This window comes from Hwanghaeella sp. (assembly GCF_965227365.1).
In the GTDB taxonomy this organism is placed as follows: domain Bacteria; phylum Pseudomonadota; class Alphaproteobacteria; order UBA8366; family Aestuariispiraceae; genus Hwanghaeella.
In genome coordinates, this window is the sequence record NZ_OZ245754.1 from 4,203,469 (window position 1) to 4,215,730 (window position 12,262).

9 protein-coding genes are annotated in these 12,262 nt (G+C 62.4%); 2 read left to right on the top strand and 7 right to left on the bottom strand.

The genetic code is table 11. The features are described from left to right. Positions 1-2: 2 nt before the first annotated feature. The 4 genes from ACQK2G_RS19235 to ACQK2G_RS19250 form a co-directional block, all read right to left on the bottom strand. Entirely contained in the window at positions 3-2,249 is a 2,247-nt protein-coding gene (locus ACQK2G_RS19235; protein WP_425406657.1) for a xanthine dehydrogenase family protein molybdopterin-binding subunit, read from the bottom strand. After that, positions 2,249-2,728 carry a (2Fe-2S)-binding protein gene (locus ACQK2G_RS19240; protein ID WP_425406658.1) on the bottom strand — a complete coding sequence of 160 codons (480 nt, stop codon included), beginning with the start codon at positions 2,726-2,728 and terminating at the stop codon, positions 2,249-2,251. Before ACQK2G_RS19240 ends, ACQK2G_RS19235 begins: the two co-directional genes overlap by 1 nt. A gap of 14 nt (positions 2,729-2,742) precedes the next feature. Further along, the gene (locus ACQK2G_RS19245) at positions 2,743-3,600 is read right to left on the bottom strand and encodes an FAD binding domain-containing protein (RefSeq protein ID WP_425406659.1); all 858 of its coding nucleotides are present in this window, start codon (positions 3,598-3,600) and stop codon (positions 2,743-2,745) included. 211 nt (positions 3,601-3,811) lie between these two features. Beyond that, positions 3,812-4,330 carry a MarR family winged helix-turn-helix transcriptional regulator gene (locus tag ACQK2G_RS19250; protein ID WP_425406660.1) on the bottom strand — a complete coding sequence of 173 codons (519 nt, stop codon included), beginning with the start codon at positions 4,328-4,330 and terminating at the stop codon, positions 3,812-3,814. A 64-nt stretch (positions 4,331-4,394) separates the two neighbouring features. Between ACQK2G_RS19250 and ACQK2G_RS19255 the strand changes: the two genes are divergently transcribed. Together ACQK2G_RS19255 and ACQK2G_RS19260 are read left to right on the top strand one after the other, a co-directional pair. Beyond that, positions 4,395-5,267, top strand: a complete 873-nt coding sequence (locus ACQK2G_RS19255; RefSeq protein WP_425406661.1) for an EamA family transporter — start codon at positions 4,395-4,397, stop codon at positions 5,265-5,267. 39 nt (positions 5,268-5,306) lie between these two features. Then, a complete protein-coding gene (locus ACQK2G_RS19260) occupies positions 5,307-5,948 on the top strand; it encodes an NAD(P)-dependent oxidoreductase (RefSeq protein ID WP_425406662.1) in 642 nt (213 codons plus the stop codon). Positions 5,949-5,963: 15 nt separating this feature from the next. Here ACQK2G_RS19260 and ACQK2G_RS19265 read toward each other — a convergent pair whose 3' ends face one another. The 3 genes from ACQK2G_RS19265 to ACQK2G_RS19275 all read right to left on the bottom strand — a co-directional run bounded on the left by ACQK2G_RS19265 (position 5,964) and on the right by ACQK2G_RS19275 (position 12,211). Beyond that, positions 5,964-7,703: a PHA/PHB synthase family protein gene (locus ACQK2G_RS19265; protein WP_425406663.1), complete on the bottom strand. Its 1,740-nt coding sequence runs from the start codon at positions 7,701-7,703 to the stop codon at positions 5,964-5,966. 184 nt (positions 7,704-7,887) lie between these two features. Continuing rightward, positions 7,888-11,016: an efflux RND transporter permease subunit gene (locus tag ACQK2G_RS19270; RefSeq protein WP_425406664.1), complete on the bottom strand. Its 3,129-nt coding sequence runs from the start codon at positions 11,014-11,016 to the stop codon at positions 7,888-7,890. A 34-nt stretch (positions 11,017-11,050) separates the two neighbouring features. After that, on the bottom strand, positions 11,051-12,211 hold the full coding sequence (locus ACQK2G_RS19275; RefSeq protein WP_425406665.1) for an efflux RND transporter periplasmic adaptor subunit: 1,161 nt from the start codon (positions 12,209-12,211) through the stop codon (positions 11,051-11,053). Positions 12,212-12,262: the final 51 nt, after the last annotated feature.

The window sequence follows — 12,262 nt, forward strand, 5'->3', positions numbered from 1 at the left end:
GCCTAGCCTTTCTGCATCGCCGCCAGAACCTTGGGCGGGGACATCGGCAGGTCGGTCATCCGCACGCCGGCCGCCTCGGAAACACTGTTCGCGATGGCGGCGAGCGGCGGCACGATCGAGGTTTCCCCGACCCCGCGCACCCCATAGGGATGGCCCGGATTGGGAATTTCCAGGATCACCGTATCGATCATCGGCAGGTCGGAGGCGACCGGAATCCGGTAATCCAGGAAGCCCGGATTCTGCAAACGCCCATCCGCGCCGTAGATATATTCCTCGTTCAGCGCCCAGCCGATACCCTGCGCGGCGCCGCCCTGGAACTGCCCTTCGACATAGGCGGGATGGACGGCTTTCCCCGCATCCTGGAAAACCGTATAGCGAACCACCTTCACCGATCCCGTTTCCGGGTCGACCTCGGTATCCACCATATGGGTGGCGAAGCTGACGCCGGCGCCTTCCGCGTTCACCTCGAAATGTCCGGCGACCGGTCCGCCGGTATTCGATGCAATCGCCGCAATCTCCTTCAGGCTCATCGGCGGGAACTTGCCCGCGTTGTCGCCGGCCGGACGGGCACAGCCGTCTTCCCAGACGACCGCGTCGGCATCAATGCCCCAGACCATCGCGGCCCGCTCGCACAGCACCTTCTTGGCATTGCGGGCAGCCTTGATGGTCGCCAGACCGACCGCGAAGGTCACCCGACTGCCGTCGGTGACCTCGTTCTGGCCGAGCGCCCCCGTATCGGCGATGACGGTGCGGACCTGATCATAGGGAATGCCCAGTTCCTCGGCGGCCATCATCGACATGGACGCGCGCGACCCGCCAATATCCGGATTGCCCTCCGTCAGGGTCACGGTGCCATCCGGCGTGATGTTCAGCGAGACGCAGGTATCGCCGCCGAAGTTGAACCAGAAACCACAGGCGACGCCGCGCCCCTGATTCGGCCCCAACGGCGCCGTCCAATGCGGATGGTCCTTGGCCGCCTTCAAGGTGGCTTCCAATCCGATCGCCGGGAAGGTCGGTCCGTAGGAGGATTTGGTTCCCTCCCGCGCGGCATTCTTCAACCGGACGTCCAACGGATCGAGGCCGAAACCCTTGGCCAGTTCATCGACCACGCTTTCGACCGCGAAAGCCGCCATCGGCGCGCCCGGCGCACGATAGGCCGCCTGTTTCGGCCGGTTCGTCACCACGTCCCAGCCGACCGTTTTCACGTTTTCCAGATCATACGGCGCGAAGGCGGTCATCGCCCCCATATCCACCGGCGAGCCCGGATAGGCACCGCCCTGATAGCGAAGTTCCGCCGAGGCAGCGGTGATCTTGCCGTCCTTCTTCATGCCGATCTTTACGTCGATCGAGGTCGACGCTGTCGGGCCCGTGGCGCGCAGAACCTCTTCCCGCGTCATCGTCATCTTGACGGGGCGGTTCGCCTTCTTGGACAGGGCCAGGGCCACCGGTTCCAGGAAGACGGTCGTCTTGCCGCCGAAGCCGCCGCCGATTTCCGACGCGGTCACACGAAGCTTGCCCTGGTCGATCCCCAGGATCGCGGCGCAGGTATTGCGGACCATGTAATGCCCCTGGGTGCAGACCCAGAGATCGGCGATACCGTCGGCGCCCATCGTGGCGAGACAGGCATGCGGTTCGATATAGCCCTGATGCGTCGCCGCGGTCTTGAAACTGCGCTCCAGGACCGTATCGGCTTCGGCAAAGCCCGCCTCAACATCACCATGGCCGAACTGCACGCGATGCACGACGTTCTGGGAGACGCCTTCCGGCACGGTCTCGTCGCTCAGCCCTTCATGCAGCACCGGCGCGTCCGGCTTCATCGCCTCGTCCACATCGGTGACATGAGGCAGGATCTCGTAATCCACCTCGATCAGTTTCAGGGCCTTGCGGGCAACCGCCGCGCTGGTGGCGGCGACGGCCGCGACCGCGTGGCCGTCATACAGCGCCTTCTCACCGGCCATGCAGTTGTCGAGGATATCGGCGACGCCTTCATCCGGCGCCCCGAAATCGGCGCGCGTCACGATGGCCTTTACGCCCGGAAGGGCTTCCGCCTTGCTTGTGTCTATTCCCCGGATTTTGGCGTGGGCATGGGGACTGCGCAGAATGCGGCCGATCAGCATGCCCGGCGCATTCATGTCCGCACCGAACCGCGCACGCCCCGTCACCTTGTCTATCCCGTCCGGACGGATCGGCCGGCTGCCAACAACTTTGAACTGCCGGGCCTCCCCGGTGCTTTGATCGTCGAGCGGCATCAGGAAGCCCTCCTCATCTCTTCGGCCGCGTCCATCACGGCGCGGACGATCTTGTCATATCCGGTACAGCGGCACAGGTTTCCGGCCAGCCAATAGCGCGCCTCTTCCTCCGTCGGCGACGGATTCTTTGCCAGCAAGGCCTTGGCGGCGACCAGGATTCCCGGCGTACAGATGCCGCATTGCAGGGCCGCGTGTTCCAGGAACTTCTGCTGCAACGGATGCAAGGTTTCGCCATCGGCCATACCTTCGATCGTATCGATCTCGCTCCCTTGCGCTTCCGCGCCCAGCATCAGGCAGGAACAGACCAGCCGGCCATCGACCGTGACCGAACAGGCGCCGCAATCGCCCGTCCCGCAGCCTTCCTTCGCCCCGGTCAGCCCCAGACGATCGCGCAGAACGTCCAGCAGCGTCTCTTCCGGATCGCAGAGATACTCCGTGGTATCCCCGTTGATTTTGGTCGTAACGTGTATCTGGCTCATGACAAATCCCCCACTCAGCCTTGGGCCCGCGCGAGGGCGATTTTCGCGGCGCGCTTGGCCAACACGCCCGCAACATGGGTTCGGAACGCCACGGTTCCGCGTTTATCGTCGATCGGCTTGCAGGCCGCGGAGGCCGCGGAGGCCAGTTTTTCCAACGCGGCATCATCCACCTTGGTCCCGATCAGGGCAGCGGCGGCATCTTCCACCAGCAATACCGTCGCGGCCACGGCGCCCAGCCCGACACGGGCCGCCGTGCAGGTGCCGTCATCATCCAGGGTCAGCGAGACCGCGCAACCGACAACGGCGATATCCATTTCCGTGCGCGGAATGAAGCGCAGATAAGCATCCCCCGACTTCGCGTCCCGCGCCGGCAGGAAAACCGAAGTAACGAACTCACCCTTGGCAAGGGATGTCTTGCCCGGGGAAACGGGAATCTCCTCGACCGGAACGTCGCGTGTCCCGTTCGGTCCGGCGACTTGCACTATGGCACCCGCGGCGATCATGGCCGGCACACTGTCGGCGGCAGGCGAAGCATTGCAGAGATTTCCGGCCAAAGTGGCCCGCCCCTGAACCTGGGTCGACCCCACGAGTTCCATCGCCTCGACGACGCCGGGCCAGGCGGCGCACAGACCGCCATGCTCCCCCATTTCAGCGCCGGAGACCGCGGCCCCGATGCGCCAGCCGCCATGTTCCTGCGTGATCGATTTCATGCCGTCGATACGCTTGATGTCCACGATCAGGTCGGGTTCCTGTACACCGGATTTCATCTGCACCAACAGATCGGTGCCCCCCGCCAGGACCTTTGCGGACCCAGGCTCTCCCGACAGCATTTCGACGGCGCTGTCCACCGTTTCCGGTACTTCGTATCTCATAAATGCCGCACCATGGTTTGGATGTTTTCGGACCCGGCTCCCGGATCGTCTTCCGGTACGCGGCGGCCCTTCCCGTATGCCTTCAAAGGAAACCATAACCGGCTGTTTCAGAATCCGCCAGCACCGGAATCCGACCATAGGCCGAGGCAAATCGACCGGGCCTGTCGCCATGCGAAGCGGGCTTTTCAGACTGCGATGGTGGTCAGTCCGGTCACGCCGGAAAATCGTCTACATCGATTTTCTCGAGGAATCCCCGCAGCGCATTGTCCAGCTGTTCGCGTTCGGCATCGGAGAGATCGGCGAGAAGCTTTTGTTGCGTCTCGACATGCGCCGCGACGGCTTCGTCGATAAGCGTGAACCCCTTTTCGCTCAATCCGATCAGGAAGCCCCGACCATCTTCGGGATTCGGCGTGCGTTCGACCAATCCAGCCGCGACCAATTTGTCGATCCGATTGGTCATGGTGCCGGACGTGACCATGGTCGAGGCGATCAAATCGCCGGGCGACAAGCGGTAGGGCGGGCCAGACCGGCGAAGGGTCGCCAGGACGTCGAAACTGGCCGGGTTTAGCCCGAAAGTCGCCCAGGTTTTCTCCATTTCCGACCGGAGAATCAGGGACAGGCGCGATATCCGCCCAATCAACCCCATGGGCGCCACATTCAGTTCCGGGCGTTCCCGGTTCCATTGGGCAAGAATTTTGTCGACGCGATCCATGGCGGGAGACTCAGACATTTTTATCTTGACGTCAAGACAATTGAATATATCTTGACGTCAAGATATTTATCAGGAGGACGCCATGAACCGCGCCACGGACATTCTTTTAACCGCTATGGCCCCGGCGATCTGGGGTAGCACCTATTATGTAACGACGGAGTTTCTGCCGGACGGATACCCGGTGACGGTTTCCATGTTGCGCACCTTGCCGGCCGGCCTGTTCCTGTTGCTGCTGGTGCGTCGACTGCCGCCGCTTTCCTTTATCGGGAAGGTCTCGCTGTTGGGCGTTCTGAATTTCACGATTTTCCAGAGCATGCTGTTCGCGGCCGCCTATCGACTCCCCGGCGGCGTTGCCGCAACGGTCGGCGCGGTTCAGCCCTTGTTCGTCATCCTGATCGCCTATCTCGCCATCTGCACCAAGATCAGGACCCTTTCCGTCATCGCCGCCGCTGGGGGAATTGCCGGTGTCGCGCTGTTGGTCCTGACGCCGGAAGCCGCCCTTGACCCGATCGGTATCGCCGCCGGCCTGGCCGGCGCCCTTTCCATGGCAGGCGGAACGGTACTCAGCCGGAAATGGAAACCCGATGTCTCTCCCCTGGCATTCACGGCATGGCAGTTGACCGCCGGCGGTGTATTGCTGGTGCCGCTCGCGCTCTGGATGGAACCGCCCCTGCCCCCCCTCAGCGGCACGAATATAATGGCGCTTTCCTATCTTTGCCTGATCGGTGCGGCCTTCACCTATGTCCTCTGGCTTCGCGGCGTCGGGCGGATGGAGCCCTCCGCGGCCTCCACGCTCGGATTCCTGAGCCCCGCAACGGCACTCGTGCTGGGATGGGCGCTGCTCGAGCAGCACGTCTCGCCTCTGCAGGGGTTGGGAATCCTCGTCGTGCTCGGCAGCGTCTGGCTTGGGCAGAATCCCGGCAGCCGCGCACAGCTCGCTGCGGCAGCATCCTGAACACATTCCAAAACACATCGATACAGAAAGGAAATTCCAATGAAGATCATCGTTTTCGGCGCGCGCGGCGATGTCGGCAGCAGGATCGTCGTCGAAGCCCTTCGCCGCGGGCATCAGGTAACCGCGGCGGTACGGTCATCGGCGCAATCGACGGCAGCCCTCGCAGGGGTGGAGACCGTCGTTGCGGATGCATCCGATACAGCTGCTGTTGCCGATCTGATCAAGGAATACGATCTCGCGATCAGCGCGGTCCGCCCACCCGATGGCAAAGAAAGCGACCTGGTTCCGTTGACCGCTTCCATATTGTCGGCCGCCGCACGGACCGGGACCCGTATCCTGATCGTCGGCGGGGCGGCCAGCCTGCGCCTGCCGGATGCGCCGATCCACACTGTTCTGACCGCTCCCAATTTCCTACCCGAGCCGGTCGTCCCCATCGCCCGAGCCAGCTTCGCACAATATGAGACGGCCATGGCGGAAGTGCAGGCCGATTGGACCTATGTCAGCCCCCCCGCCATGCTGGTCCCCGGGGAACGGACGGGCCAATACCGCGTTGGAGGCGACACCCTGCTGGTCGACGGCAAGGGACAGTCGCAAATATCGATGGAAGACTTTTCGGTCGCGTTGCTCGACGAAGCGGAAAACCCGCATCATCGGCAAGCACGGTTTACCGTGGCCAATTGAGAGGGCGTTGGTCGCTCACTCTCCGAGAACGTAGCTGCCCGGCGCATCGCAGAGCGCCGGGTAGCCTGCCTCGGCATTGCCGGTCACCCGCGCCTCGACCGAACCGCTGGTCCAACGCGTCAACCAAGCCTGCCATGCCGGCCACCATGACCCTTCCGACACGGGTGCCTGCTCGTACCAATGATCCGGCGCGACGTAGAGGTCGCGCTCCTTCTTTTCCACCATGCGGTAATGACGATGCGGATGGCCGGGTTCGCTGATGATGCCGGCATTGTGGCCGCCGCTTGTCAGCAGAAACGTTATATCCGTGTCGGATAACAGATTGATCTTGAAGACCGACTTCCACGGCGCAACATGGTCCCGTTCGGCACCAACGACGAAGACCGGAACGTGAATATCGGTCAGGGCAACAGGTTTATCGTCGACGGTATAGCGCCCTTCCGCGAAATCGTTGTTGAGGAATAGAGAGCGCAGATATTCGGAATGCATGCGATAGGGCATCCGGGTCGCGTCCGCGTTCCAGGCCATCAAATCCGACATCTGGCTGCGTTCGCCCATCAGATAGTCCTTAATCAACTTGGACCAGATAAGATCATTCGATCTGAGCAATTGGAACGCGCCGGCCATTTCCTTGGTGTCGAGATAACCGCGATCCCACATCAAGTCTTCCAGATAGGCGATCTGGCTGTCGTCGATGAACAGCATCAACTCCCCGGCTTCGGTGAAATCGGTCTGCGCCGCGAAGAGCGTCATCGATTTGATCCAGTCCTTCCGGTCCCGGCAGATCGCCGCGGTCGCAATCGAGAGCAATGTGCCGCCGATGCAATAGCCCACCGTATGCACAGGAATCTCGCCGACGATGCCGCGAACGGCCTGCAGGGCCTCGGTCACACCCAAGTCCAGGTAATCGCGAAATCCCAGGTCACTGTCATCCTCGGTCGGGTTCTTCCAGGAAATCATGAAGACCGTATGGCCCTGATCGACGAGGTATTTCACCATCGAGTTGGCGGGTGAAAGGTCCAGAATGTAGTACTTCATGATCCAGGCGGGGACGATCAGCACGGGTTCGGTCCCGACCTTCTTAGTGGTCGGCTCGTACTGAATGAGTTCGATCAACCGGTTCCGATAGACGACCTTGCCCTTTGTCACCGCGACATTGCCGCCGACCCGGAAGGCTTCCGTTCCGACGGGCGGCCGTTGCAGGACCGATCGCTCCCAATCCTCCAAAAAATTCTGCGCCCCCCGGACGAGGTTCATACCCCTTTCATCCAGTGTCCGGCGCAGCACGGTCGGATTGGTCAGCGGAAAGTTGGACGGCGAGAACATGTCCAGGATCTGGCGCGCCAAGAAGGAAACGACATCTTCATGATGCGGGGTCACGCCGCCGATGCCGACGGTTGCGTTGTACCACCACTGCTGCGTCAGCAGGAAAGCCTGATACCAGCAGGAAAAGGGGATGGTCTGCCAGTCCGGCGATTGAAAGCGCCGGTCCTGCGGCAGGGGTTCTATACAGGGCTCCACCTTTCGGCCCAGCAAGGCCTGTTGCGCAAAGGCCGCAAAGCGAAGGTTCTTCCGCACGGCTTTTTCGACAAGCTCCGCCTGTTTCCCCGGGGAGTTCGCCAAATGCACGACCCAGTCGAGATAGGCCGCCATTATCGATGCCGGCGAGAGTCCCGCCGTCGCGCGCGCCTCCGCCGCATGGAGGAACCGGTCTATGGGATGAATTTTCCCGCCGTGGGCCGTGCTTCTAGCCATGAAGAACCTGTCTGCCGCGTTGAATACCAGCAAGATGCCTGAACGATAGACACCAATAGCAAATGGACGTTGCTGCGTCGTGACGCTCTTAATGCCACGGGGCGACCCGCCCCGGCATTGACGCCGGTCAACCTGGCAAGAATCCGGTCGGGAAGGAGGCCTGGACCTCCCTCCCCCGGAAGGATCACTCGGCCGGAACCGGCTCCGCCGCCCGCTTGCGGCTGGGGATCAAGCGTCGAACGACGACAAAGAACAGGGGCACGAAAAGAACGCCCAGCACGGTTGCCGAAATCGTTCCGCCGAGAACGCCGGAACCGATGGCATTACGGCCGCCGGATCCAGCCCCGCTGCTGAGAACGAGCGGCAGAACACCCAGCGAAAACGCGACCGACGTCATGATGATCGGACGGAACCGCTGTCGCGATGCCTCCACCACGGCGGTCAACAGAGGCTCGCCCGACTTTTCCTGCCGGTCGCGCGCGAACTCGACGATAAGAATGGCGTTCTTACCCGTCAGCCCGATCACGGTCAGCAGCCCGACCTGGAAGAAGACGCCGTTTTCGAACCCGCCGAGTTGCGCGCCCAGCAGGGCACCAAGCGCACCGATGGGCATGGCCAACATTACGGCAAACGGGATTGCCCAGCTTTCATAGAGGGCGGCAAGGCAGAGGAAGATCGCCGCCAGCGACAGGGCATAGAGCAAGGGCGCCTGATCGCCGGATTCCCGTTCCTCATAGGACAGTCCGGTCCAGGACAATCCATATCCCGGCGGCAGTTGCGCAACCAGCCGTTCCATTTCAGCCAATGCTTCACCGGACGAGACTCCGGCGGCCGGCGTCCCCTGCAACTGCATTGCCGGCACACCGTTGAACCGCGCCAAGCCCTGCGGACCGTAGCGCCACTCACCCTTGGCGAAATTCGAGAACGGGACAAGATCGCCATTCGCGTTCTTCACGCGCCAGCGTTCGATATCCTCCGGCGTCGCGCGGGCCGAGGGCTCGCCTTGAATGTAGACACGCTTGATCCGGCCGCGATCGATGAAATCGTTCACATAGGAACCGGCCCAGGCGATCGACAATACGTCGCGAACGTCGTCGGCGTTGATGCCCATCGCCCCCGCGGCGCGCCAATCGACATCCATACGGAACTGCGCAGCGTCCTGCAGGCCGCTCGGCCGGATCGAGCCAATTAGCGGGCTCTGCTGCGCCATTCCCATCAATTGATTGCGGGCCTGGAGAAGCTGTTCATGCGTCTGCCCGGCGCGGGCCTGAAGGAACATGTCGAAGCCCGCGACGTTGCCGAGTTCGCGAACCGAAGGCGGCACGACCGGGAAGACCAAGGCATCGCGAATTTGCTGGAAGGCCCCGAAGGCGCGACCGGCGATGGACTTCACATCCTCTCCGGGCGCCTCGCGTTCGGACCAATCCTTCAAGCGAACGAAGCACAGCCCCTTGTTCTGTCCCGATCCGGTGAAGCTGAATCCTACCACGGAGAACATGGACGCCACCGTCCTGGTCTCATTCTGTAGAAAATGGTCTTCGACCTGCTTCATGGATTCCAGCGTCCGACCGGCCGTCGCCCCCGTCGGCGCCTCGGCAAGGCAGAACATGATGCCTTGATCTTCTTCCGGCAGGAATCCCGTCGGCGTATTCATGAACAGCCAAGCCACGCCGCCGGTCAGCAACAGATAGATCATGCCGATTCGCAAGGGACGTTTCACGATTCCACCGACCGCCCTGGCATAGCCGTTCTGTGCCGCACCGAAGCCGAAATTGAACCAACCCAACGGACCGCGCTTCGCGCCGTGAGAGTCCTTCTGTTTCAACATCGTCGCGCAGAGCGCGGGCGTCAAAGTCAGCGCGACCAGCACGGACAAAGCCATCGCCGATACAATTGTGATCGCGAACTGCCGGTAGATGACCCCTGTCGACCCGCCGAAGAAGGCCATCGGTACGAAAACAGCGGACAGGACCAGCGCGATCCCGACCAGCGCGCCGGTGATCTGGCCCATGGACTTCCGGGTCGCCTCCCTGGGGGAGAGGCCCTCCTCCTCCATGATGCGCTCGACATTCTCGACCACGACAATGGCGTCGTCGACCAGCAGGCCGATCGCCAGTACCATGGCCAGCATGGTGAGGGTGTTGATCGAAAAGCCGGCGGCCGCGAGCACGCCGAAGGTGCCCAGCAGAACGATCGGAACCGCCAGGGTCGGAATCAGGGTCGCACGGAAATTCTGCAGGAACAGGAACATGACCGCGAAGACGAGCACGATCGCCTCAATCAGGGTCTGCACCACTTCCTCAATGGAAATGCGGACGAAAGGCGATGTGTCGTAGGGAATCACGTATTCGATGCCGGGCGGGAAGAATTTCGCGAATTCCTCCGTCCGCGCCCGCACCGCATCCGCCGTTTCCAACGCGTTCGCGCCGGAGGCGAGGCTGATCGCCATACCGGCCGCCGGCTGACGGTTGTAACGCGCGATGGTCTGATAGGATTCCGCGCCGATCTCGACCCGCGCGACGTCTTTCAGGAGCACCAACCCGCCATCCGTCTCCGCCCGCAAGACGATCTGCTCGAAATCCGTCGGCGTCTGAAGAAGCGACTGCGCCGTGATCGTCGCGTTCAGCTGCTGGTTCTCCACAGCCGGCAGATCACCGAAGGAACCGGCCGAAATCTGCGCGTTTTCCGCGGAGACCGCGTTCACCACATCACTGGGGTCCAGGTCAAAGGAAGCAAGTTTCGACGGGTCCAACCAGATCCGCATCGAGTATTTGGACCCGAAGACGCGGACTTCGCCCACACCTTTGATCCGGCTGAAATCATCGACCATGTTGGATGCCAGATAGTCGGAAAGGTCGACCTGGTTGTAAGTGCCATCCTTGGAAATCAATGCGACGACCATCAGGAACCCGGCCGAGGTCTTACGCACGGTCACGCCCTGGCGCTGCACCGGTTCCGGCAGCAGCGGCTGTGCCTGGGACAGTTTGTTCTGAACCTGCACCTGGGCGATATCCGGATCGGTTCCGGTTTCGAAGGTGATGGTCGTTTCGGAACGGCCGGCGGATGTCGAATTCGACGTGATGTACCGCATGCCGTCCAGGCCGGTCAGCTGCTGCTCGATCACCTGAGTGACCGTATTCGCAACGGTCTCGGCGGAGGCGCCGGGATAGGTCGCGACTACCTGCACGGTCGGCGGCGCGATCTGGGGATACTGCGCCACCGGCAAGACCAAAATGGCCAGAACCCCAACCCCCATGATCAGGATTGAGAGCACCCAGGCGAAAACCGGGCGGTCAATAAAGTAACGAGCCATGAGCCGGCGTCCTGAAAATTAGATGTGTAAAAACTTATTCCGCGGCAGGGCGCGCGGCGATTTCCGCGGGCGCCTCTTCCGGAGCGACTTTTGCCCCGGGAGCGATTTTCTGGAGACCTTCAACGATCAGGCGGTCGCCTTCCTGCAGACCGGCACTGACAACCCAGGACGATCCCTGAGCCTGGACGATTGAAAGCTCCCGTTGTTCGACCACATCGCCTTCCCCAACGACATAGGCGAAGGGCTCTCCACGACGGTTGCGCTGAACCCCCTGTTGCGGAGCCAGGACCGCGTTCCGGATGATGCCTTGCGGCATTTCCACCTGGACATACATGCCGGGCAGCAGCAGGTCGTCCGGGTTGGAGAAGGTCAGCCGCAGCGTCACCACACCCGTGGTTTCGTTGACATAGGGCTCGGCCGCCGTGACTTCGCCCTTGTGTTCGAAAACCCCGCCATCGGCAAGGATCAGCGAGACGGAGGTATCGAGACCGGCGAAACGGCCCTGCATCGTTCCCCGCCGCCAGGCCAGGATCTCGGCCGCGGATTGGGTAACGTCGACATAAACCGGGTCAAGGGTACGGATCACCGCCAGCGGGCTTTCCTGAGCGGCGGTAACGAGCGCGCCGCGAGAGGCGAAAGACCGGCCGATCGTGCCCGACAGCCGTGCCCGGATCGTCGTCCGGTCAAGATCGATTTCCCGCGCCTGCAATTCCGCCCGCGCAACCTGAAGGGCCGCCGCATCCGCGTCACGCTGGGCGACCGCTTCTTCCAGGCGCTGTTCGCTGACCGTCCCGCGGCCGATCAATTCCTGGGCCCGCTTCGCATCCTTGTCCGACGCCTTCAACCGGGCGTTCGCTTCCGCCACCTGGGCCTTCGCCGCCGCGACCTGCGCTTCGTAACTGGCCGGATCGATCAGGTAAAGCGGGTCGCCGGATTTGACCTTGCTGCCTTCCTCGAACAAACGCTCGACAATGATCCCGTTCACCTGCGGGCGCACTTCCGCGACCCCTGAGGCAACGACGCGCCCGGGGAGCTGGCTGGTCAGGGTCACGTCCTGGGCATTCAAGGTAACGACGGTAACGGGCTGAGGCGGCCGTTCCCCGCCCTGCTGGCCCTGGGCGATCGCGTTACCCGCAAGCAATGCCCCGCCCGCGACCGCGGCAATGGCGACGAGAGATCTGAAGGAAGTTCTCATTTTTCGAATCCATATTGGGCGCGTGGCCCTTATCGCATTTTACAAAACCGG

What these genes read in the sequence shown, in the direction of transcription:
- ACQK2G_RS19235 (WP_425406657.1), bottom strand. Translation starts at nt 2,249, where the DNA reads ATGCCGCTCGACGATCAAAGCACCGGGGAGGCCCGGCAGTTCAAAGTT.
- ACQK2G_RS19240 (WP_425406658.1), bottom strand. Translation starts at nt 2,728, where the DNA reads ATGAGCCAGATACACGTTACGACCAAAATCAACGGGGATACCACGGAG.
- ACQK2G_RS19245 (WP_425406659.1), bottom strand. Translation starts at nt 3,600, where the DNA reads ATGAGATACGAAGTACCGGAAACGGTGGACAGCGCCGTCGAAATGCTG.
- ACQK2G_RS19250 (WP_425406660.1), bottom strand. Translation starts at nt 4,330, where the DNA reads ATGTCTGAGTCTCCCGCCATGGATCGCGTCGACAAAATTCTTGCCCAA.
- ACQK2G_RS19255 (WP_425406661.1), top strand. Translation starts at nt 4,395, where the DNA reads ATGAACCGCGCCACGGACATTCTTTTAACCGCTATGGCCCCGGCGATC.
- ACQK2G_RS19260 (WP_425406662.1), top strand. Translation starts at nt 5,307, where the DNA reads ATGAAGATCATCGTTTTCGGCGCGCGCGGCGATGTCGGCAGCAGGATC.
- ACQK2G_RS19265 (WP_425406663.1), bottom strand. Translation starts at nt 7,703, where the DNA reads ATGGCTAGAAGCACGGCCCACGGCGGGAAAATTCATCCCATAGACCGG.
- ACQK2G_RS19270 (WP_425406664.1), bottom strand. Translation starts at nt 11,016, where the DNA reads ATGGCTCGTTACTTTATTGACCGCCCGGTTTTCGCCTGGGTGCTCTCA.
- ACQK2G_RS19275 (WP_425406665.1), bottom strand. Translation starts at nt 12,211, where the DNA reads ATGAGAACTTCCTTCAGATCTCTCGTCGCCATTGCCGCGGTCGCGGGC.